A 22,379-nucleotide genomic window follows, 5' to 3' on the forward strand; every position below is an offset into this window, starting at 1 on the left:
CACGCTGCCCGAGGACGACCTGCCCCGGATCATGCAGCGGCTCAGCGCCGGCGCCGTCCTGCCGGTCACCGCCTATGACCGCAGCATGACCACGAAGATCGCCGAGGGCCGGCTCGCGACGGTCGACAACCAGATCGACACCACGACCGGCACGGTGAAGCTCAAGGCCGAGTTCGACAACAAGGACCAGACCCTGTTCCCGAACCAGTTCGTCAACGCCCGCCTGCTGGTCGACACGCTCGCCGGCGTGGCGGTGGTCCCGCGGGCCGCGGTGCTCCACGGCGCCCCCGGCGACTACGTCTATGTCGTCGGGCCGGACGACACCGTCTCGATCCGCAAGGTCGAGACCGGCCCTGCCGAGGGCGAGCGGATCGCCATCCGCGCCGGGCTCGAGCCCGGCGAGCGGGTGGTCGTCGACGGCACCGACCGCCTTCGGGACGGCGCGAGGGTGCATATCGCGGGCGCCGGCCAGCGCACGACCGGCGCCCCCGGCGGTCAGCCGCCGAAACCCGCCCAGCCATGAGCCCGTCGCGTCCCTTCATCCTGCGCCCGGTGGCGACCACGCTGCTGATGGTCGCCGTCCTCATGACCGGCATCCTGGCCTACCGCTTCCTGCCGCTCTCCGCCCTGCCGGAGGTGGACTATCCCACCATCCAGGTCCAGACCTTCTACCCCGGCGCGAGCCCGGACGTGATGACCTCCTCCGTCACGGCGCCGCTGGAGGTGCAGTTCGGGCAGATGCCGAACCTCAACCAGATGAGTTCGATCAGTTCGGCGGGCTCGTCCGTGATCACCTTGCAGTTCGGCCTCACCATCTCGCTCGACGTCGCCGAGCAGGAAGTGCAGGCCGCGATCAACGCCGCCGGCAATCTGTTGCCAGCCGACCTTCCCGCGCCGCCGATCTACGCCAAGGTCAATCCGGCGGACGCGCCGATCCTTACCCTGGGCCTGACCTCGAAGACGATGAAGCTGACGGAGGTCGAGGATTTCGTCGATACGCGGCTCGCGCAGAAAATCTCGCAGCTTCCCGGTGTCGGCCTTGTCAGCCTCTCCGGCGGCCAGCGGCCGGCGGTGCGTATCCAGGCCGATATCCGCAAGCTTGCCGCCTACGGGCTGAACATCGACGACCTGCGCACCACGCTCGGCAACGCCAACACCAATACGCCGAAGGGCAATTTCGACGGCCCGATGCGCTCCTACACCATCAACGCCAACGACCAGATCAGGAATGCCAGCGACTATCGATCGCTGATCGTCGCGTACAAGAACGGCAATCCGGTTCGCCTCAGCGACATCGGCGACGTCGTCGACGGCTCGCAGAACGACAAGCTCGGCGCCTGGATGAACGAGACGCCGGCCATCATCCTCAATATCCAGCGCCAGCCCGGCGCCAACGTCATCGCCGTGGTCGAAGGCATCAAGGCGCTACTGCCGCAATTGCAGGCCTCGCTGCCGGCGGCGATCGACGTCAACATCCTGACCGACCGCACCGTCACCATCCGCGCTTCCGTCGAGGACGTGGAGTTCGAACTGACGCTCGCCGTCATCCTCGTGGTGCTGGTGATTTTCGTGTTCCTGCGCAACACCCGCGCAACGCTGATCCCGTCTCTGTCGGTGCCGTTGTCGCTGGTCGGCACGTTGGGCGCCATGTATCTGTTCGGCTTCAGCCTCAACAACCTGTCACTGATGGCGCTCACCATTGCCACGGGCTTCGTGGTCGACGACGCCATCGTCGTGATCGAAAATATCTCCCGCTATCTCGAGGAGGGCGACAGCCCCTTGCAAGCGGCGCTCAAGGGCTCCGAGCAGATCGGCTTCACCATTATCTCGCTGACGGTCTCGCTGATAGCGGTGCTGATCCCGCTATTGTTCATGGGCGACGTGGTCGGCCGGCTGTTCCGCGAATTCGCGATCACGCTCTCGGTCACCATTCTGATTTCGGCGGTGGTCTCGCTGACGCTGGTGCCGATGGCTTGCGCCAAACTGCTCAAGCCGGAATCCCACGAGCAGGAAAACGCGTTCCAGCGCCATAGCCGCGAGGCCTTCGACTGGATCATCGAGATGTACGGCCACGCCCTGACCTGGGTGCTGGATCATCAGCCGTTGACCCTGTTGGTCGCCCTCGCCACCTTCGTCCTGACCGGATGGCTCTATGTCGTGATTCCGAAGGGCTTCTTCCCGCTGCAGGATACCGGCGTGATCCAGGCGATTTCCGAAGCGCCGCAATCGGTCTCGTATGCGGCGATGGCCGAGCGCCAGCAGCAGCTCGCTTCCATCATCCTGAAGGATCCCGACGTCGTCAGCCTGTCGTCCTTCATCGGCGTCGACGGCACCAACACCACGCTCAACAGCGGGCGCATTCTGATCAATCTCAAGCCGTACGACAAACGCAAGTCCGATATCTCGACCATTATGCGGCGGATCCAGAACAACATCGCGCCGCTGGCCGGCATCACACTATATATGCAGCCGGTTCAGGACCTGACGATCGAAGGAACGGTCTCCAAGACGCAGTACCAGTTCATCCTGCAGGACGCCGACCCCGCGCAGCTCTCGGAATGGACGCCGAAACTGGTCGATAAGCTGAGGACGCTTCCGCAGCTTGGCGACGTCGCCAGTGACATTTCCGACCAGGGCCTGTCGGTCTTCATCGAAATCGACCGCGACCAGGCGGCGCGCTTCGGCATCACGCCTGCGACCGTCGACAATGCGCTCTACGACTCCTTCGGCCAGCGCATCGTCTCCACGATCTTCACCAACTCGAACCAATACCGCGTCATCCTCGAGGCCGATCCGAGTCTGCAAACGTCACTGCAATCGCTGTCGGACATCTACCTTCCCTCTTCGGTGGGCCCGACGCCGGTGCCGCTGGCGACGCTCGCCAAATTCCGCCAGGAAACCGCGCCGCTCCAGATCTCGCACCTTGGACAGTTTCCGGCCTCGACCGTGTCGTTCAATCTGGCCAAAGGCGCTTCGCTTGGCGAAGCGGTGAATGCGATCAAGCAGGCGCAAATCGATATCGGCCAGCCGGCGAGCGTGATCACGAGCTTCCAGGGCGCGGCGCTCGCGTTTCAATCCTCGCTCTCCAATCAGCTTTTCCTGATTCTGGCGGCGATCGTCACCGTCTACATCGTGCTCGGCGTTCTCTACGAAAGTTTCATTCATCCCGTCACCATTCTCTCGACCCTGCCGTCGGCCGGCATCGGCGCGCTGCTGGCATTGATGATCGCCGGCGACGACCTCACCATCGTCGCCATCATCGGCATTATTCTCTTGATCGGCATCGTGAAGAAGAACGCGATCATGATGATCGACTTCGCGCTCGAGGCCGAACGCCACGAAGGCAAGTCGCCGCGCGAGGCGATCTACCAGGCCTGCCTGCTGCGCTTCCGGCCGATTCTGATGACGACCATGGCCGCTGTGCTCGGTGCGCTACCGCTGATGCTCGGCACCGGCGCCGGCTCCGAACTGCGCCATCCGCTCGGCATTTCCATCGTCGGCGGCCTTCTGCTCAGCCAATTGCTGACGCTGTTCACCACACCCGTGATCTATCTCTGGTTCGACCGCCTGGCGATCCGCTTCTCCGGCCGCTCGGACGAAGCTGCCCAGCCGGCGGAATGAGGGCTCGTCATGGGCCCTTCAACACCATTCATTCGGCGGCCGATCGGAACGACGCTGCTCACCTTCGGCCTTGCCGCGGCGGGCGTGGTGGCTTTCTTCAAGTTGCCGGTCTCGCCGCTGCCCCAGGTCGATTTCCCAACCATTTCCGTTCGCGCCACCTTGCCGGGCGGCAGCCCACAGGACGTGGCAACGACGGTCGCAAGTCCGCTTGAGCGCCACCTCGGTCAGATCGCCGATGTCACCGAGATGACCTCGTCGAGCACGGTGGGCTCGGTTCGCATCACCCTGCAATTCGGCCTCAACCGCAACATCGATGGCGCCGCGCGCGACGTCCAGGCCGCGATCAACGCGGCCCGCGCCGACCTGCCGACCAGCCTGCGAACCAATCCGACCTACAAGAAATCCAATCCGGCTGACGCACCGATCCTGATCCTGGCCCTGACGTCCGATACGTTGACCCGCGGCGATCTCTATGACGCAGCGTCGACCGTGCTGTCGCAGAAACTGTCGCAGGTCGACGGTGTTGGCGAAGTCGTCGTCGGCGGCAGCTCGCTTCCCGCGGTGCGGGCCGAACTCATCCCGCAAGCCCTCTTCAAATACGGCGTCGGCCTCGAAGACGTGCGGGCGGCGCTCTCCAGCGCCAATGCGCACAGTCCAAAAGGCGGCATCGACGTCGGTGAACAGCGCTTTCAGATCTATGCGAACGACCAGGCCAACAAGGCTGAAGACTACAAGTCCCTGATCGTCGCCTATCGCAACGGCGCACCGGTCCGCCTGTCCGATGTCGGCCAAGTAACGGACTCCGTCGAGAACCTCCGCAATGCCGGACTCGCCAACGGCAAGCCAGCCGTGCTGATCATTCTCTATCGGCAGCCGGGCGCCAATATCATCTCGACCGTCGATCTCGTGAAAGCGCTCATGCCGCAATTACGAGCCTCGGTTTCGCCCGCCATCGACATTGGGATAGCCATCGATCGCTCGACCACAATTCGCACCTCGCTGCACGATGTCGAGCGCACCCTCGTTCTTGCGGTTTTGCTTGTCATCCTCGTGGTGTTCGCCTTCCTGCGAAATCTGCGCGCGACGCTGATTCCGGTCGTGGCCGTCTCGGTGTCGCTGATCGCGACCTTCGCCGCCATGTATCTGTGCGGCTATAGCCTCGACAATCTCTCGCTGATGGCGCTGACCGTCGCGACCGGCTTCGTCGTCGACGACGCCATCGTCGTCCTTGAAAACATTACTCGCCACATCGAGGACGGCATGAGCCCGATGGAGGCCGCGCTGAAGGGCGCCAGCGAGGTCGGATTTACCGTGCTGTCGATGAGCATCTCGCTGATCGCCGTCTTCATTCCGATCCTTATGATGGGCGGCATCATCGGCCGCCTGTTCCGCGAATTCGCGATGGTGATCTCGATCTCGATCATGATCTCGCTCGCGATTTCGCTCGCCACGACGCCGATGATGTGTGCAGTGGTGCTCCGCCGCGAAACCGGCGAGCACGGGCGGCTCTATCGCGTCAGCGAGCGCTTTTTCGAGGCCATGCTTGGCGTCTATCGCCGGACATTGGCTACGGCCCTTCGCCATCCCCTGATGATGATCGTGACGCTGCTCGTGGTGTGCGGTCTCAACGTCTATCTCTACGTCATCATCCCGAAAGGCTTCTTTCCGCAGCAGGACACCGGCCGGCTGGTCGGCTCGATCCAGGCGGATCAGAGCATCTCCTTTCAGTTGATGCAGAAGAAACTGACGCAGTTCATCAACATCATCAAAAGCGATCAGGCAGTTGAAACCGCGGTCGGTTTCACCGGCGGCGGCCAGACCAATTCGGGTTTTGTTTTCGTCTCGCTGAAGCCGCTCAGCGAGCGCCACATTTCGGCCGACGGCGTGATCGGACGGCTGCGGCGGGAAATGGCGGTCATTCCCGGCGCCACCCTTTTCCTGCAGGCCGTGCAGGATATTCGTGTCGGCGGTCGCGCCAGCCAAGCGCAATATCAGTTTACCCTGCAGGGCCCCACCTTCGAGGAGCTCAACGAGTGGACGCCTAAAATCGCCGCCGCTCTGCAAACCGACCACAACCTGACCGACGTCAACAGCGATCAGCAGAACAAGGGACTTGAAGCCGATCTCGTGATCGATCGCGACGCCGTCGCGCGACTTGGGATCACGGTCAGCCAGGTCGACAACACCCTCTACGATGCTTTCGGCCAGCGGCAGGTTTCGACCATCTACGTGGCGCGCAACCAGTATCATGTGATCATGGAGGTCGCGCCGCAATTCTGGCAAAATCCGCAAACGCTGAAAGACGTCTGGATCTCGACGTCAGGCGCTTCGGTCGGCGGATCGCAATCGACCAATGCCGTTGCCGGAACCGTCCATGTGAACACCACCGCGGCCAACGCGGCTACTGCTGCCAACGCACAGTCGGCGCGAAACCTTGCCAACAATTCCATCGGCACCACCGGCAAGGGCGTGGCCTCCACCGGTTCAGCGGTTTCGACCGGCGCCGAGACCATGATTCCCCTGTCGGAGGTTGCGCATTTTGTTCAGGGTGCAACGCCGCTCGCCGTGAACCACCAGGGCCTCCTGGTCGCCAACACCATTTCCTTCAATCTGCCGCCGGGGGGATCGCTGTCATCGGCCGTCACCGCGGTCGAAGCGGCGATGAACCGCATCGGCGTGCCCGCCACGATCCGCGGCACCTTCCAGGGCACGGCAAAGGCGTTTCAGGATTCGCTGAACAATCAGCCGTTCCTCGTCCTCGCCGCGCTGGTCACGATCTACATCGTGCTCGGCGTGCTTTATGAAAGTTACGTCCACCCGCTGACGATCTTGTCGACGCTGCCGTCGGCGGGCGTCGGCGCCCTGCTCGCACTGATGGCGGTCAAGACCGAATTCAGCATCATGGCTCTGATCGGCGTCATCCTGCTGATCGGAATTGTGAAGAAGAATGCGATCATGATGATCGATTTTGCCCTGGAGGCTGAGCGCAGCCGCGGCCTGAGCTCGGTTGACGCCATCTACGAAGCGTGCCTGCTCCGATTCCGGCCGATCATGATGACGACGATGGCCGCCCTGCTCGGCGCGCTGCCGCTCGCCATCGGTCTCGGCGAAGGCGGCGAGCTCCGGCAGCCGCTCGGCATCGCAATTGTCGGGGGACTGGTCCTCAGCCAGGTCCTGACGCTCTATTCAACCCCGGTAATCTACCTTTATATGGATCGGTTCCGGCTATGGAGCCAGCGTCTCAGGGGTGGCGATGCGCCGCTCGCGCCCGAGACCAGGCTGCAACCCGGCGAGTAGATGTTGGCATTCTCGATGATCGGTAAAGCATCACGGCGGACTTCACGCGGCTTCAACAAGGTGGTCTCCACTTTGCTGCTGGGTCCTGCCCTGTCCGGCTGCATCCTTGGAACCGAGCGGCCCGATCTCAACCTCGATGTGCCGGCGGCCTATCGCGAAGGCGGCCGCGTGACGCCCGACGCTCACCTTCCGGCGGTTGACTGGTGGCGCGGCTTCAAGTCCAGCGAACTGAGTTCGCTGATGGAAGCAGCGCAGATCTACAATCTCGATATCGCGGTGGCCATCGCCCAGATCGTTCAGGCCGACGCGCAGGTCGGCATCAACGGCGCGCCGCTCTTGCCGTCGGTGACCGGGAACGGAAGCGCGGAGCAGAGCCGAACCGCCAAGGGTTCATTTGCCACGGGGGGCGGAATCGGAGGACAAACCTTCTCGCAATACAGCCTCGGACTCACGGCGAGCTACATGCTCGACTTCTGGGGCAAGAACCGCGCCACGCTCCACGCGTTCGAAGAGACCGCGACCGCGCAGCGCTACAACCGCGAAGTCGTCACGCTGTCGACGATCGTCGCCGTCGCCAATGCCTACTTCCAGGTTCTTGCTGCACAGGATGAACTGCGCGTCGCCCGGCGTAACCTTGCAGCGGCCGAGCGCATCCTGACCTTGATCAGGCAGCAATTCGCCGGCGGCACTGCATCGCAGCTCGACGTGTCGCAGCAGGAGACACAGGTTGCGACCGAACGCGCCGCGATCCCGCCGCTCGAGGTCACGCTCCGGCAGAACATCGCCGCCCTCGCCGTACTGGTCGGCCGGGCGCCGGCGAGTTTCAACATCAAGGGCGGGACGATGACGCAGATCGCGATTCCGCGCGTCACGCCGGGCCTGCCGTCGGAACTGCTCAACCAGCGGCCGGATATCCGTCAGGCCGAGGCGCAACTGGCGTCGGCGAACTTCAGCGTCGAATCGGCACGCGCCGCCTTCTTCCCGCAGATCACGCTGACCGCGCAAACCGGCGTGCAAAGCGCAGCCCTCGCCTCGCTGTTTGGACCCGGCGCCTGGTTCTACACCCTGTCGGCGGGGCTGACGCAGCCGCTGTTCGACGGCTTCCTGCTGGAGAGCCAGTTGAAAAATGCCAAGGGCGTGCAGCTGCAGGATTTGCAGGCCTATCGCAAGGCGGTGCTCTCGGCCTTCGCCGACGTCGAAAAGGCCTTGGTGGCGCTCGAGAAGCTGACCTTGCAGGAGCGCCTCGAGGTTGAAGCGGTTGCCTCTGCGCGCAAGGCTTTCGAAGTGTCCGAGACGCAATTGCGCGCCGGCACGGTGAACCTCATTACGGTGCTGCAGACCCAGCAGACGCTGCTTCAGAACGAAAATACCTTGATGCAGGTGCGTTTGAACAAGCTGCTCGCCGTCTCCAGCCTGTTTCAGGCGCTCGGCGGCGGCTGGACGCCGACCGGGCAATTGTCCTCGCTGCAACCTCAGGATGGCGCAGCGCCGACGCCGCAGTGAATCGCTCACGCTGCCGCACCGCAGCGGGCCGGCAGCGCTCGAAATCCAAGGAATTACTGCCATTTAGCGGCCGTTGTATTCGCGCCCCGGTTCGCTATATTTCATGGTTCAGTTACGGTCATGCTGTAATTTTCGGCGTTGGTGACGGGCCCGTCTGTTCAGGCGGGCCGTCGCCATTTGGGGCCTGGCTTTGGGACAAGATCCCGAAGGATGGCCCGGAAATCATATCTGAAGGACAGACCGCAATGACTCGTTCCAATCGGGTTGACCACATCCGGATCACCTCGCATCCGGCACCGGGAGGGAAGCTCAACTTCCCGATCCGATGGGGCGCGGCCACGGCACGCGACCGCGGCCCCGTGATCGGCACGGTCTCCCGTCCGCAGGATCGCAATGTCATCGGCTCCCATGGCGGCTCCTATTCGGTCTATCGCGCGCTCGCGGTCTCCTCGGGCGCGCTCGATCCGATCCGGCGTCCCGATCTGACCAATACCCATCCGGCAGCCACGGTCGGCCCTTTTCCGCAATGGAGCGACCCGCAGCGCATCGTTTCGCTCGATCCGTGGGGGCATCTGGTCGCGGAGAATTTTGCCGCCGAAATCGCCGAAGGCACCGACATCCGGCCGAGCATCGCGATCACGCGTGCCCGGCTCGATCTTCCCGAATTGAAGGCGGCGATCGACGCCGGACGGCTGAAGCACGACGACGAGGTCGTTCACAAGAACGGCAGCGTCTCAGTGGTGAAAATCGCGATCGATCCGGTGTGGTACCTGCCGGGTCTCGCGCAGCGGTTTGAGACCACCGAAAACAATCTCAGACGGCAACTCTTCGAGCAGACCGCCGGCATGTTTCCGGAGCTCGTCACGCGGCCGGACTTGCAGGTCTTCCTGCCGCCGATCGGCGGCACGACGGCCTACCTGTTCGGCGACGTCACCAAGCTGCCGGACCATCGCACCAAGATCACCTGCCGCGTGCACGACGAGTGCAACGGCTCCGACGTGTTCGGCTCCGACATCTGCACCTGCCGCCCTTATCTGCTGCATGGCATCGAGGAGTGCGCGCGGGCCGGCCAGGAGGGCGGGCTCGGTATCATCGTCTACAACCGCAAGGAAGGGCGCGCGCTGGGCGAGGTCACGAAATTCCTCGTCTACAACGCGCGCAAGCGTCAGGAAGGCGGCGACGCGGCCGCTCAATATTTCGAGCGCACCGAATGCGTCGCAGGCGTGCAGGATGCGCGTTTCCAGCAACTGATGCCGGACGTGATCCACTGGCTCGGCCTCAAGCGCATCGATCGCTTCGTGTCCATGAGCGACATGAAATACGATGCGCTGACCGGCCAGGGCATTGAGATCGTCGAACGGGTTCCCATACCGGACGAACTGGTGCCGCCCGACGCGCATGTCGAGATCGCTGCGAAGAAGGCCGCCGGCTATTACAGCGCGGAAGCAGTCGCGCCGGACGAGCTCACCAATTCGGTCGGCCGCCCGCTTGAAAAATACTGACGCAAGGACGGCCGTGTCGCCGGAAAATTCCGAGGCATCAGCTTCCGAGACATCCGCTGCGCTGTCGCTCTTGAGTGCGGCGGCCGTTCGCGAGCGCTCTCATCGGATGCTGGCGCTCGCGCTCGACGATAGCTTGCCAAATTTCCGCATCCATCCCGAGAGGATGGATGGTGTTGTTGATCTCGTTCTGCAAACGACGCGCGAAGCCTATCCGAGCCTCGACGTGCCGTTTCACTCGCGCTGGCGGCATTTTGTCCTTGACGGTGACGATCGATGGAGCACGACTGCAAGTCAGGTGCGATGGCCCGATCGTGCGGCCCGCGCGCGCGCGGAATTCGATCTGGCAATCGTCAGCGTCTTTCTCGATGCCGGCGCGGGTCCGAGCTGGCGCTATCGTGATCCGAAAAGCGGAGCAGCGATCGGCCGTTCGGAGGGCCTGGCGCTTGCAAGCCTTGCGATGTTCGAAAACTTCATGTTCTCGACAAACGCGCACGATCCGCTTCGCGTCGACGCCGGCGCCCTTGCCAACCTTTCCGTGGCCGACGCCGCGCGCGGCTTACAGGTTTCCGAAACCAATCCGCTTGTCGGACTTGAGGGCCGCGTCGAGCTTTTGCGCAGCCTCGGCAAGCTCGTCGCCTCGAAGCCTGAAATTTTCGGCCAGCACGACACGCCACGGCCCGGCGGACTATTTGATCACCTTGCAGCGCGCGCCGAGAACGGTCGCCTTCCCGCTCCTGTCATCCTCTCCGAACTGTTGCAGCAGCTCGGACCGATCTGGCCGTCGCGGCTGACGCTTGGCGGGATTCCTCTCGGCGATTGCTGGAAACATCCCTCGCTGACCACTGACGATGCAACGAATAATCTGGTCCCGCTGCACAAGCTCTCGCAATGGCTTGCCTACTCGCTGATCGAGCCGCTGCAAACGTCCGGCATCGAGGTCACCGATATCGACGGTCTGACCGGGCTCGCCGAATACCGCAACGGCGGGCTGTTCATCGATTCCGGTGTGCTTGCATTTCGTGATCCGCAAGACGCTGAGCGCGAGCATGCGGTCGCTTCGGCCCTGGTCGTGGAATGGCGCACGTTGACGGTGGCACTGCTCGACCGCCTGGCCGAGGGATTGCGCAAAAAGCTTGGGGTTGATGCTGTGTCATTGCCGCTCGCAAAAATTCTCCAAGGCGGATCCTGGGCTGCGGGCCGCAAGCTCGCGCGCGAGCGCCGCGCCGACGCCTCGCCGCCGGTCAAGGTGATCAGCGACGGCACGGTATTTTAGGGAAGGACAATACTATGGACGGCGTTACCATCGTCAGCCATCCGCTGGTGCAGCACAAGCTGACCTTGCTGCGCAAAAAGGATGCCTCGACCAAATCGTTCCGCGAACTGTTGAAAGAAATCGGGATGCTGCTCTGCTATGAGGTGACCCGCGACCTGCCGCTCGCCAATGTCGATATCGAAACGCCGCTCGCGCATATGAAGTCGCCGCAGATCGCCGGCAAGAAGCTGGTGTTCGCGCCGGTACTGCGCGCCGGAATGACATTCGCGGAAGGCATGCTCGATTTGGTGCCAAGCGCGCGCGTCGCCCATATCGGGCTCTATCGTGAGCCGGAGACATTTGTCGCCGTCGAATACTACTTCAAGTCGCCGGTCGACTTGCCCGAGCGGCAGGTCATCGTGATCTCGCCTGTGCTCGCAACCGCCAACACGGCGGTGGCTGCGGTCGACCGTTTGAAAGAGCGCGGCGCGAGCGACATTCGCCTGGTGTGCCTGATCGCAGCGCCCGAAGGCATCGAGCGGATGCGCGGCATTCATCCTGACGTGCCGATCTGGCTCGCCGCCATCGACGAAGGGCTGGATGAACATGGCTTCATCCTGCCCGGTCTTGGCGACGCCGGCGATCGCGCTTACGGCACCAAGTAGCGGTCTTTGTTCTGACGCGTTTCTTCACGCGAACCGGCTTCCACCCGTCTCCGCCAGGCTTCGCCGGGCCACTAGCTCACTCGGCCGCCGAAGCTATAGCGAAGGCGGCTTCGCTTGAAAACGCTATGCTTCAGGTCCCGACGCGCAATGCCGCGCGTTGCTTGCGAAGCAGCGCGATCACCGACAACGCGGTGATACGTCCGGTCTTCGGGTTTTCAGAAGGGATGCCTTCGATTGCCATCGAGAACCGGGCGGAGTCTGCATCGACCTCGATCCGGTGCGTGTTGCGTGTCAGTGCCGGATCGGCCCAGATCTCGAGCACGGTCCGGTCGGGGCCGATGCCCGCGAGCGACAGCGCCACCGCGACATTCAGATTGGCCGGAAACCCTTTCGCCGCGTCCCGCGCCGTGCCTTCGAAGACTTTCATCGGTTCCTTGATCGATTCAATGTCGATGTTGTTTTCGACCAGAAACGGCGCGCCAACGAGACCGCGAACCGGCTTGCGTGTCACCATCCGCACCGAATGAATTTCGCCGACCGCGGCTGCCGTCACCGCATCGAGTCCGATCAGCGCGCCGGTCGGCACCACAATCTGTCCGCGGTTCTTCTTCGCGATATCGATCAGGTCTTCATTTTCCAAGAGCGCACCTGCGCTCAGCACGATCGCGGTTTTTCCGGTTTCCACGAACGGCGTCACAATCGATCGCAGCAGCTTTGCCGGCGCACATTCGATGACGACATCGGCCGCATCGGAAAGCGCCTCGACCGGCAAAATCGCCGGGAACTTCTTCAGCGTGCCCAGCCAGTTGTGATGCTTTTCGGGATCCTGCACCGATACGGCAGCAAGCGAGAAGCCGTCTATTCCCGCATCAAGCGCCTCGGCAGCTCCTTTCCCGATCGGTCCCAATCCTGCAATCGCCACGCGAAGGTCTCGCTCGGAGTTTTTCGTCAAATTCGCCATCGGCTTGTTTTCTCTTCTTCTTTCAATGCGCCAGTCACGGCGGCTAACCCGCTGTCGCTTTTATAGGCTGCCTCACTTCGTGGTGGAAGGCGCCGAGGTCCGATTCTGCCTTCGGTTTGACCATGCGATCGCCTGAAAAATGATCTTTGTTGCCTAGCGGAAATGCGGTCTGCTTGCGGCCGGCTTTTCGCGCATACCGCGTCAATAAGGCGCGAGCTTTCCAGGGAGCGGGACATGAACGGACTTGGCGGACTGAACAAATCGCCCAATGGCGTCGTGATCGGGCTGGTGCAGCTCCAACTGCCTGTTGTCGTGACCAAGGCCGACCTCGCCAAACAAACCGAGCGCATCGTTTACATGGTCGGCAAAGCGCGCCGCAATCTCTCGACCATGGACCTCGTGGTGTTCCCCGAATACTCACTGCACGGCCTGTCAATGGACACCAATCCCGCGATCATGTGCCACCTCGACGGTCCGGAGGTCGCGGCCTTCAAGAAGGCCTGCATCGACAACAAGATCTGGGGCTGCTTCTCGATCATGGAGTACAATCCGGACGGCAACCCCTACAATTCCGGCCTGATCATCGACGACCACGGCGAGATCAAACTCTACTACCGCAAATTTCATCCCTGGATTCCGGTCGAGCCGTGGGAGCCCGGCAATGTCGGCATACCCGTCATCGAGGGACCGAACGGCGCCAAGATCGCGCTGATCATCTGCCACGACGGCATGTTCCCGGAGATGGCGCGCGAATGTGCCTACAAGGGCGCCGAGATCATGATCCGCACCGCCGGCTACACCGCACCGATCCGCGAGAGCTGGCGCTTCACCAACCAGGCCAACGCCTTCCAGAACCTGATGGTGACCGCAAACGTCTGCATGTGCGGTTCCGACGGCTCGTTCGATTCGATGGGCGAAGGCATGATCGTCAATTTCGACGGCACTATCCTTGCCCACGGCACCACCGGCCGCGTCGACGAGATCATCACCGCCGAAGTGCGTCCTGATCTGGTGCGCGAAGCCCGCATCAACTGGGGCGTCGAGAACAACATCTACCAGCTCTGGCACCGCGGCTATGTCGCGGTGAAAGGCGGTGCGATGGATTGCCCGTATACCTTCATGCAGGACATGGTCGCCGGCACCTATCGTCTGCCGTGGGAAGACGAGGTCAAGATCACCGATGGCACGTCTTGCGGCTTCCCCGCGCCGACGCGCATGTTCGGCGCCAGGGCGAGCAAGGCCGCGGAATAGCCACCGCTAAGGCAGATGAATTTAGGTTCGGTCGCCTGCCGCCCGTCATTGCGAGCGAAGCGAAGCAATCCAGCTTGCCTGACCAAAGAACTGGATTGCTTCGTCGCTTCGCTCCTCGCAATGACGATTCAACCTAACCTCATCCCGATCTAGTGCGTGTGGCGATGAAGCTCGACCCGCGGCCGCGTGAACGATTTTCGGCCGCGCTTGAAGCCCCACAAGGGTTGCGCCAGCGTCGCGACCGCATCCGTCGGGTTCGTCGCATCGATGCAAACGAGATCGGCCGGCGCGCCGACCTTGATGCCGTAATCATTGAGCCGCATCAGCCGCGCCGAGGATTCCGTGATCATATCCAGGCAACCGGCGAGGTCCGCGGGACGCGAGACGTGACAGACGTTGGCGTAAAGATTCGCCATCCGGATCAGCGAGCCATCGCCATAGGGCGTGAATGGATTGAGCACATTGTTGGTCGAGATCGAGCAGGTGACGCCTGCTTTTCGTAACGGTTCGGCGGGCACGACCCCACGCGGCACCGCATGATCGTGGCTGCGGCCCATCAAATGCAGATCGGTTGACGGCAGGATGGTCACGGCGACGCCGGCATTAGCCAGCCGCGTCGCGATGTCATTGAAACGATCGGGCGGCAGCAACGACATCTGCGTGACGTGGCCGACCGCGACCCGTCCGCCGCGGCCGAACTCCTCCGTCTTCTGGCAAACATATTCGACCTGCATGTTCTGCGTGGTTTCGGCGAGATCGAGATGCATGTCGATCTCGGCGTCGAACTCGCGCGCGATTTCGAAGATGCGCTCGATCTGCTTGTGCGGATCGGTGTCGAAATACGGTACCGCGCCGATGGTGCGGGCGCCGCGGCGCAAACCCTCGATCAGCAGTTCTTCGGTGCCGGGATAGTTGGTCATGCCTTCCTGCGGAAACACGCAGATTTCGACGTCGATCGCCCAGGCGTGGTCCTTTGCAAGTTGTTCGACCGCCTCGAGGCCGATCAACCCGATGCCGGGATCGAGCTCGACATGGGTGCGCATGCGCATCGTGCCGTGCGAGATGCAGCGCTCCAGTGTCTTCTTGCCGCGCGCATAGACGTCCTCTGCGGTAAAGCCGCGCTTGGCGGCTGCAGTTTCGCGAACGGCTTCGGCGACAGTGCCCTCCTCGATCCGGCAACGATCCATGATGCAGGTTTTGTCGAGATGGATATGCGTCTCGATCAGGCCGGGAACGACAAGGCAACCTTCGGCATTCAGTTCGGGACCATCGGCCGCAAGCGCGGGCGCAATCGCCGCGATCGTCGTGCCCTCGACGGCAATATCGACATTGACGAGCTCGTCATCACGCAAGATACGCGCATTCCGGACTACCAAATCCATCCATCACCTCAAGAAGCAGAACCCAGATAGGCGTCATCGAGCATGGCGCCGCGCAATTCTGACGGGCTTCCCTGCGCGACGATCCGGCCGCCGCCGAGCACATAACCGCGGTCCGCGATCGCGAGCGCATAGTCCGCCATCTGGTCCACGATCAGTAGCGTCATGCCTTCATCGCGCAGGCGCGTGAACTGCTCGAACAGTTCGGTGACGACCGCAGGCGCAAGTCCGAGCGACGGCTCGTCGAGCAGCAAGACTTCAGGTTTCGCCAGCAGTCCACGCGCCACCGCGAGCATCTGCTGCTCGCCGCCCGAAAGCAGGCCTGCGGCCGTATGCAGGCGCGCGCGCAGGCGCGGGAAACGCTCCAGCATGCCTTCGATTTCGCCCAGCGCGAAATCGTTGCGGCGCGTCGCGCCAAGGCGGAGATTTTCCGCAACAGTCAGTTGCGGAAACACCTGGCGGCCCTCCGGCACGAGAATGAGTCCGGTGCGGGCGACCTGCGGCGCAGACAGCGACGCGAGATCCTTGCCATCCAATTTGATCGTTCCGCTCACCGGACGGATCAGGCCGCTCAACGCTTTCATCAAGGTCGATTTTCCGGCGCCGTTCGGGCCGAACAGTGCGATCACCTCGCCACTGCCGACCTTGAGGCTGACATTGTCGAGCACGGCGAGCGCGCCGTAGCCCGCGCTCAAGCTGTCCACCTCAAGCAGCGGTGCTCCGGCCGTGCGCGTAGCCGCCGATCCCGCAGACATGGCCGTGCCGAGATAGGCCGCCTTGACGGCGGGATCGTTGCGCACGATCGCGGGCGTGCCGGCTGCGATGCGGCGTCCGGCATCGAGCACCACGATCTCGTCGGAGATCGACATCACGAGCGACATGTCGTGCTCGACCAGCACAACGGCGAGACCGGCGCGCGCGAGCCGCTGCAGCAGAGCACCGAGTTTGGCGGTATCGGCCTCGCTGAGGCCGGCCGCGGGTTCGTCGAGCAGCAGCACTGCAGGCGCGGTTGCAAGCGCGCGAGCGATCTCCACCAGCCGGCGGTCGACATGCGGAAGCGTGGCGGCCAGCCTTGTATCGGATCCGGTATAACCGACCAGCGCCAACAGCGCTCGCGCCAGGTCCGCCGAAGCTTCGCCCTGCCAGGCGCCGCGCAACAGGCCGAGACGGACATTGTCGAGCACCGTCAGGTTCGCGAAAGGCTGCGCGGTCTGGAACGTTCGTGTAAGACCGGCGCGTGTGACATCGGGGGCGGCAAAGCCGGTGATGTCCTCCTTACCCACCCGCACCGTTCCGGCGTCGGGACGCTGGAAGCCGCTCATCAGATTGAGCAGCGTGGTCTTGCCGGCGCCATTCGGGCCGATCACGCTGGTGATGCGGCCGGGCGAAGCGATCATGTCGACGCCCGCGACCGCGACCACGCCACCGAACGCCACCCGCACGCCTTCCGCCGCGAGACTGCCGCGCGCGCCGGTGATATGGGCCAAAGCGAGATCGGCATCCGGCGCCGCCTGGCTAAGCGATTTTCGCGGCCGGAAAATGTGCGCGAGCGCACCCGCGATCCCGCCCGGCGCGGCCAGCAACACGATCAGGAGGCCAGAGCCGAACACCAGCAAACGGTATTCGGCAAGGCCCGCCAGCACCTCGGGGAGAAAAACGACAACCGCCGATCCGATCAGCGGCCCAAGGGTGCGGCCGGCGCCGCCCACGACGACCACGAGCAGAAACAGGATCGACTGCGAAAACGGAAACGAGCTTGGCGCGATGAAGCCGGTCAGCGCCGCCTGCAATCCTCCCGCCAACCCTGCCGCCGCGGCCGCCAGCACGAAGGCCGCGGTGCGCACCGGTACCGGTCTTATTCCGACGCCGCGCGCGGCCGCCGGCGCCGAGGCAAAGGCCTGCATCGCAAGACCAATCGGGCTTCGTACGAGATAATAAAACAAGATCAGCCCGGCGACGCAGAAGCCGCAGGCCAACAGCGCGGTGCCGCCGGTGCCAAACGGCGCCGGAATTCCGGCAAGACCGCTGGAGCCGCCGGTCAGGTCGCGCCACTCAATCGAAATGGATTCGACGATGAAGCCGAAGGCAATCGTCACCATGGCTAGATAAGGCCCGGTGAGGCGAAGCGCCGGGATCGAGAGAACGGCCGATATGGCCGCCACGACAGCGACGGCAAGCGGCAGCGCTTCCCAGAAATTCAATCCCGCTTTGGTGGTGAGGATGCCAACCCCATAGGCCCCTAGCGCCACAAAGCCGCCCTGGCCCAACGATACTTCGCCGGCGAGGCCGAGCAGCACGTTCAAGCCGATGCCTGCCAGCGCCGTGGTCGCGAGCATCCCCAAGAGATAGGCGTAGTAACCGGGCGTGGAGAGGCAGATTGCGGCAGCGGCGATGCAGCCGAGCATCGCGGCAAAGGTGGCAACCGCCGTTCTCATACCCGCACCCTGGTCCGTCCGCCGAACAGGCCGGACGGCGCCAGCACCAGCGCGGCGATCACCGCCGAGAAGGTGACGATCTGCGTGCTGCTGGAGCCAAGCCAGGTCGTGGCGCAGGCTTCGACCAGCCCATAACCGAGGCCGGCGATCACGACACCCCAGGGATTGGTCAGGCCGCCGAGAATAGCGACGGCGAATGCCTTGATGCCGAACAACGTCCCCATGTCGTAGGCGACGTTATAAAGCGGTGCGATCAGGATGCCGCCGATCCCGGCGAGCAGCGCCGCGGCGGCGTAAGTGAGCGCGATCAGCATGGTGACGTCGATGCTCATCAGCCGCGCCGCGTCCGGGTTTTCGACCGCCGCGCGCAGCTTCAGACCCAAACTTGTCCGGTGCATGCCGAGATGAACGGCGAGCGCGAGGGCGAGCCCGACGATCGGAACCAGCACTTGCAGCGGGAAGATGCCGACGGTGCCGATCACCCAGGGATCGTCGGCCAGGGATGACGGCAGCGCGCGCGGTTCCTTGCCGAACAAGACCATCACGACGTTGTCGAGCACGATGCCGAGCGCAACGGTCGCCATCAGCCAGGCATTGCTGCCACGCGCGACGAACGGGCGAACCGCGACGCGCTCGACGATCAAGCCCCAGATCGCACACGCGACGAGCGCAAGCGGGATCGCGATCGGCATCGGCCAATGCAGCCCCATTGCGAGCGCGTAACAAAACACCGCGCCCAGCATCACCGACGAGCCTTGCGCGAAATTCACCGTGCCCGAGACGGCAAAGGTCAGCGTAAAACCCAGCGCAATGAGGCCGTAGATACTCCCGAGGCTTAATCCCGAGACAAGTGCAGTCGCGAGCATCGCCCAACTAGCCCGTCACGGGCTCGATCTGATCCCCGTTGTAACGGACCATGACGTAGTCGTTTTCGTTGAGTGCGTCGTGGTTCTCGTCCGTGAACGGCTTGGCGTAGGTCTTGATCAGGCCCTGATAATTCTCGATACCCAAAAAGCCCTCGCGCAATTTGGGCCCTTCGGTCGAACCGGCCTTTGTGATGGCGAGCGCCGTCAGTTGCATGGCGTCATAGGCGTTGGCGACGCCGACCGGCGGGGTGACATCGCCCGGTCCCTTGACGTCTGGATACTTCTTCATCATCGCCGCGAGTACGCGCTTGCCGACGTCATTCTGCTGTCCGAAGAAGCTGTAGGTCTGCACGAAATGCACCTTGCCGGCCCAGGAGCCTGCAAGCTCGGGGAAACGCCCGCCGGAGATGCCCCAATGCGAAACGACGGGCACCACCCAGGCGGACTTCTGCAGCGACTTGATCACCTGCGCACCCGGCGCGGCGTTGCCGACGAGGATGATGGTGTCGGCGCCAGCCTCCCGCAGCCGCTGCAATTGCGGCGTCATGTCGGGATCCTTGTCGTCGAATTTTTCCGCGCCCGCGAGCGTGATGCCGGCGGCCGCCGCAGCTGCCGTGAGCCCAGCAAGATTGGACTCGCCCCAGCCGTTGTTGACGAGCATCAGGCCAGGCTTCTTGGCGCCGAATTTCGCCATCGCGTATTTGATCAACGCGCGGTCGACGAGAACGTCCACGGCCGAGACGCGGAAGACATAATTCGGATTGGCGCCGTTGCGCGTGATGTTGGTCGCGGCGGCCCATACGCCCATGAACGGGACCTTGGCCGAATTCACCAGCGGCACGATGGCCAGCGACACCGGACTGTCGATGCCGCCGTAGAGGATCACTGCCCCTTCCTTGTCGATCAGTTCGCGCGCTGCCGTCTGGCCTTTGGCAGGATTCGACTCGTCGTCGCGACGCACGAGCTCCAGCATCCGGCCCCCGAGCAGACCGCCCTTGGCGTTGATTTCGTCAATCGCGATCTGAAGGCCGCGGGTAATTCCTTCACCGGATTTCGCGGAAGGCCCGGAAAGCGCTGCCACCAGGCCGATCTTGATCGGCTCCGCCGCCAGCACTGAGCGGCCGATGAGGCTTCCCGCTGCAATGCCCGCAGGAAGGATGAGGGCTTGGCGGCGCGTGAATTTCGTTGGCATTTGAGCACTCCCCTGTTGTTCTTGCGGTGTCCGTCTTGCGGGACTCTCAGCGTCGCCGGAGTCCACGGTGGCGTCCCGGCCTGTTGAAGCAAACGGTATGCCACAACCATGAAAACCTCAACGGTTCCGTTGGCTGTCGGGCGTCCTGCCGCACCAGATTGGCGGCGGATCGAAGCGGCCACTGGCACGAATGTTGCTGCGCCAAAAAGCGAAGCCTGCTTCGTATCTGTCGTTGCCGGTGCGGCATCGTCACAATCCTGAAGCGAGTGTCTTGTCTGCTTCACCTCACGGATAGGTCGCAGGATCGCCAAGAGACCGTGCGAAGGGGGAATTTTTGGCTCATAATGGGGTAAAGCCATGCGAACTGGCAGATGGTGCCAACAACGGCTCCGCATCACCAATCCAGCAGGGAATGTCATGACGTCCATATTTTCCAAAGCCTCGATGCTGGGCGCGACTGCGCTCTGCCTGTGGGCTGCCGCGACGCAACCCTCGCAAGCCGATCCGGCCAGTTGTCCGTCGCCTATCCCGCTCGGATTGACGACGGCGCTGACCGGCAATGTCGCCTTGCTCGGCACGCAGGCGCGCAGCGGCGTTCAATTCGCCGTCGACGAGATCAACGCGGCCGGCGGCATCAACGGCAAATCGCTGGTACTTGCGACCGAAGACACGGGATCGTCGAGCACGGACGCGCTGAATGCGATGAACCGCATCCTCGAAGGCAAGCCGCTCGTCATTTTCGGCTCGATGATCAGCCCGCACGTGTTTGCGCAGACCGAGGTCGTCAACAAATCCGAGACGCCGTTTCTGGTCGGCGCGACCAATGCGAAAGTGACGTCACAAGGCAGCAAATGGCTGTTTCGCACACATGTGCATGATGGCCAGCTCGCCGACCTGATCCCGGAATACCTCGTGAAGACGCTCAAAAAGACCAAGCCTGGCGTCATTGCGGTCGCCGACGATTATGGCCTCGGCGCGTCCCGCGGCATTCAGGCCTCGCTCGCCAAATTGAACGCGACGCCCGTTGCCGTGACGTCTTACGCGCCCTCCGACAAGGACATGAGCGCGCAGTTGCTCGAGATCAAGGACAAGGGCGCCGACAGCGTGATCGTGTTCGGGCGTCCCGCCGACGTGACGCTGGTCGTCAAGCAGATGAACGACCTTGGGATCAAGCTCACCATCATCGGAAATTCCAGCCTTGTCGCGCAGACCGCGCTCAACAATCTCACGGCGGCGGAAGCCGACGGCGCCTACGCGATCGGCGGCATGATTCCGCAGACGTCGAACGATCCAAAAATCCTGGATTGGGCGAAGCGCGTGCAGGACAAATTCAAGGTTCCGGCCGACAACTTCACTGTCTCCTATTACGACACCGTCTATCTCCTGAAATCGATCATCGAGAAAGTCGGGTGCGACAAGGCGGCCATCCGCGACGCGTTCGCCGCGACCAAGGACTGGAAGGGCATGCTGATTTCCTACCAGGCAGATAGCCTCGGCGATCTCGCGCATACGCTCGGCGTCTATCGCAACAAGGGCAAGACGCCGGAACTGGCTGGCCCGATCAAGGAAAGCGGATTCTGATTTCCTCATGGGCCAGCTCGTCGTCAATGGCCTTGCGCTCGGCAGCATCTATGCTCTCGTCGCGCTCGGTCTGCTCCTGATCTTCAACACGGTTCAGATCGTCAATTTCGCGCAGGGCCAGCTTTTGATGCTCGGCGCGTTCATCGGCATCACCTGTGCGGTCACCAATGAACTGCCGATGGCAGCCTCGTGGGCCATCACGATGGTCGCAATGGCGCTGATCGGCGTCGTCTTCATGACGCTGGTGTATTTTCCGCTGCGCGGCCGCCCTGCGTTTCTCGTGATTCTGACGACGATCGCGATGGGCATCGTTCTGGAAAATCTGGCGCTGATCATCTGGGGACCCTTGCCGGTCTCGCTTCCCTCCCCGATCGACGGTCCGCCTCTCCGCTTTGCCGGCGTCGTCATCTCCATGCACCAGCTTTTCATCTTTGCGACGCTTGCGGTCGTCCTGGCTCTGCAATTTCTTTTTCTCACCAGGACGCGGTTTGGAATCCTGATGCAGGCGACCGCGCAGGACCTGCACACGGCGCGGCTGGTCGGCATCCCCGTGAACCGAACGATTGCGGTGGCCTTCGCGCTCGGCACTGTGCTGTCCGGCATCGCCGGGCTTCTGGTCGCGCCGATCTTCCTCGCCGAGCCGACCATGGGCGGAAGCCTTGGTCTGAAAGGTTTTGTCGTCAGTGTCATCGGCGGCTTCGGCAACCTGCCGGGAGCCGTGATTGGCGGATTGTTTCTTGGGTTGGTGGAGACTTTCGGCGCCCGCTACATCTCGTCGAACTTCCGCGACGCCTATGCCTTCATCGTCATGATCGCCGTTCTCATCGCCTGGCCTCGCGGCCTGTTTGGTGAGAAGAGCAGCGAAAAGGTCTGA

15 protein-coding genes are annotated in these 22,379 nt (G+C 63.0%); 10 read left to right on the forward strand and 5 right to left on the reverse strand.

Annotated elements, in window-relative coordinates:
* The 7 genes from VFB05_RS13755 to upp all read left to right on the forward strand — a co-directional run.
* Positions 1 to 523, forward strand: a 523-nt coding sequence (locus tag VFB05_RS13755; RefSeq protein WP_325013246.1) for an efflux RND transporter periplasmic adaptor subunit, incomplete at its 5' end; no start/stop codon positions are given.
* Positions 520 to 3,621: an MdtB/MuxB family multidrug efflux RND transporter permease subunit gene (locus VFB05_RS13760; protein WP_325013248.1), complete on the forward strand. Its 3,102-nt coding sequence runs from the start codon at positions 520 to 522 to the stop codon at positions 3,619 to 3,621. The genes VFB05_RS13755 and VFB05_RS13760, both read left to right, overlap by 4 nt.
* A gap of 9 nt (positions 3,622 to 3,630) precedes the next feature.
* Positions 3,631 to 6,918, forward strand: coding sequence for an efflux RND transporter permease subunit (locus VFB05_RS13765; RefSeq protein WP_325013250.1), 3,288 nt, complete (start codon positions 3,631 to 3,633; stop codon positions 6,916 to 6,918).
* Between the two features lie 15 nt (positions 6,919 to 6,933).
* Positions 6,934 to 8,421, forward strand: a complete 1,488-nt coding sequence (locus VFB05_RS13770) for an efflux transporter outer membrane subunit (protein WP_325013252.1) — start codon at positions 6,934 to 6,936, stop codon at positions 8,419 to 8,421.
* Between the two features lie 245 nt (positions 8,422 to 8,666).
* Positions 8,667 to 9,923 (forward strand): GTP cyclohydrolase II, encoded by a 1,257-nt coding sequence (locus tag VFB05_RS13775; protein WP_325013254.1) that lies wholly within the window; start codon positions 8,667 to 8,669, stop codon positions 9,921 to 9,923.
* Positions 9,924 to 9,936: 13 nt separating this feature from the next.
* A complete protein-coding gene (locus VFB05_RS13780) occupies positions 9,937 to 11,196 on the forward strand; it encodes a URC4/urg3 family protein (RefSeq protein ID WP_414643197.1) in 1,260 nt (419 codons plus the stop codon).
* A 14-nt stretch (positions 11,197 to 11,210) separates the two neighbouring features.
* Positions 11,211 to 11,840 carry a uracil phosphoribosyltransferase gene (gene upp / locus VFB05_RS13785; protein ID WP_325013256.1) on the forward strand — a complete coding sequence of 210 codons (630 nt, stop codon included), beginning with the start codon at positions 11,211 to 11,213 and terminating at the stop codon, positions 11,838 to 11,840.
* Between the two features lie 130 nt (positions 11,841 to 11,970).
* Here upp and VFB05_RS13790 read toward each other — a convergent pair whose 3' ends face one another.
* Entirely contained in the window at positions 11,971 to 12,801 is an 831-nt protein-coding gene (locus VFB05_RS13790) for an aspartate dehydrogenase (protein ID WP_325013258.1), read from the reverse strand.
* 234 nt (positions 12,802 to 13,035) lie between these two features.
* Between VFB05_RS13790 and VFB05_RS13795 the strand changes: the two genes are divergently transcribed.
* The gene (locus VFB05_RS13795; RefSeq protein WP_325013260.1) at positions 13,036 to 14,052 is read left to right on the forward strand and encodes a formamidase; all 1,017 of its coding nucleotides are present in this window, start codon (positions 13,036 to 13,038) and stop codon (positions 14,050 to 14,052) included.
* 149 nt (positions 14,053 to 14,201) lie between these two features.
* Here VFB05_RS13795 and VFB05_RS13800 read toward each other — a convergent pair whose 3' ends face one another.
* From VFB05_RS13800 to VFB05_RS13815, 4 genes are read right to left on the reverse strand one after another with little or no spacing between them, the layout of a single operon-like run.
* A complete protein-coding gene (locus VFB05_RS13800; RefSeq protein ID WP_325013262.1) occupies positions 14,202 to 15,434 on the reverse strand; it encodes an amidohydrolase family protein in 1,233 nt (410 codons plus the stop codon).
* 8 nt (positions 15,435 to 15,442) lie between these two features.
* Positions 15,443 to 17,866: a branched-chain amino acid ABC transporter ATP-binding protein/permease gene (locus VFB05_RS13805; RefSeq protein WP_325013264.1), complete on the reverse strand. Its 2,424-nt coding sequence runs from the start codon at positions 17,864 to 17,866 to the stop codon at positions 15,443 to 15,445.
* Positions 17,863 to 18,732, reverse strand: a complete 870-nt coding sequence (locus VFB05_RS13810; RefSeq protein WP_325013266.1) for a branched-chain amino acid ABC transporter permease — start codon at positions 18,730 to 18,732, stop codon at positions 17,863 to 17,865. The genes VFB05_RS13805 and VFB05_RS13810 overlap by 4 nt, the downstream gene beginning before the upstream one ends.
* A gap of 7 nt (positions 18,733 to 18,739) precedes the next feature.
* The gene (locus VFB05_RS13815) at positions 18,740 to 19,924 is read right to left on the reverse strand and encodes an ABC transporter substrate-binding protein (protein WP_325013268.1); all 1,185 of its coding nucleotides are present in this window, start codon (positions 19,922 to 19,924) and stop codon (positions 18,740 to 18,742) included.
* Between the two features lie 417 nt (positions 19,925 to 20,341).
* On the opposite strand from VFB05_RS13815, the gene VFB05_RS13820 reads away from it, so the two are divergent.
* Complete coding sequence (locus tag VFB05_RS13820; protein WP_325013270.1) at positions 20,342 to 21,505, forward strand: ABC transporter substrate-binding protein; 1,164 nt, start codon at positions 20,342 to 20,344, stop codon at positions 21,503 to 21,505.
* A 7-nt stretch (positions 21,506 to 21,512) separates the two neighbouring features.
* Positions 21,513 to 22,379, forward strand: a complete 867-nt coding sequence (locus VFB05_RS13825; RefSeq protein WP_325013272.1) for a branched-chain amino acid ABC transporter permease — start codon at positions 21,513 to 21,515, stop codon at positions 22,377 to 22,379.

The organism is Bradyrhizobium sp. (assembly GCF_035652035.1).
Lineage (GTDB): Bacteria > Pseudomonadota > Alphaproteobacteria > Rhizobiales > Xanthobacteraceae > Bradyrhizobium.

Excerpts from the sequence above, each read along its gene's own strand:
- VFB05_RS13810 (WP_325013266.1), bottom strand. The coding sequence starts at position 18,732 with ATGCTCGCGACTGCACTTGTCTCGGGATTAAGCCTCGGGAGTATCTAC.
- VFB05_RS13815 (WP_325013268.1), bottom strand. The coding sequence starts at position 19,924 with ATGCCAACGAAATTCACGCGCCGCCAAGCCCTCATCCTTCCTGCGGGC.
- VFB05_RS13795 (WP_325013260.1), top strand. The coding sequence starts at position 13,036 with ATGAACGGACTTGGCGGACTGAACAAATCGCCCAATGGCGTCGTGATC.
- upp (WP_325013256.1), top strand. The coding sequence starts at position 11,211 with ATGGACGGCGTTACCATCGTCAGCCATCCGCTGGTGCAGCACAAGCTG.
- VFB05_RS13770 (WP_325013252.1), top strand. The coding sequence starts at position 6,934 with ATGATCGGTAAAGCATCACGGCGGACTTCACGCGGCTTCAACAAGGTG.
- VFB05_RS13805 (WP_325013264.1), bottom strand. The coding sequence starts at position 17,866 with ATGAGAACGGCGGTTGCCACCTTTGCCGCGATGCTCGGCTGCATCGCC.
- VFB05_RS13760 (WP_325013248.1), top strand. The coding sequence starts at position 520 with ATGAGCCCGTCGCGTCCCTTCATCCTGCGCCCGGTGGCGACCACGCTG.
- VFB05_RS13820 (WP_325013270.1), top strand. The coding sequence starts at position 20,342 with ATGACGTCCATATTTTCCAAAGCCTCGATGCTGGGCGCGACTGCGCTC.
- VFB05_RS13800 (WP_325013262.1), bottom strand. The coding sequence starts at position 15,434 with ATGGATTTGGTAGTCCGGAATGCGCGTATCTTGCGTGATGACGAGCTC.
- VFB05_RS13825 (WP_325013272.1), top strand. The coding sequence starts at position 21,513 with ATGGGCCAGCTCGTCGTCAATGGCCTTGCGCTCGGCAGCATCTATGCT.
- VFB05_RS13775 (WP_325013254.1), top strand. The coding sequence starts at position 8,667 with ATGACTCGTTCCAATCGGGTTGACCACATCCGGATCACCTCGCATCCG.
- VFB05_RS13765 (WP_325013250.1), top strand. The coding sequence starts at position 3,631 with ATGGGCCCTTCAACACCATTCATTCGGCGGCCGATCGGAACGACGCTG.
- VFB05_RS13790 (WP_325013258.1), bottom strand. The coding sequence starts at position 12,801 with ATGGCGAATTTGACGAAAAACTCCGAGCGAGACCTTCGCGTGGCGATT.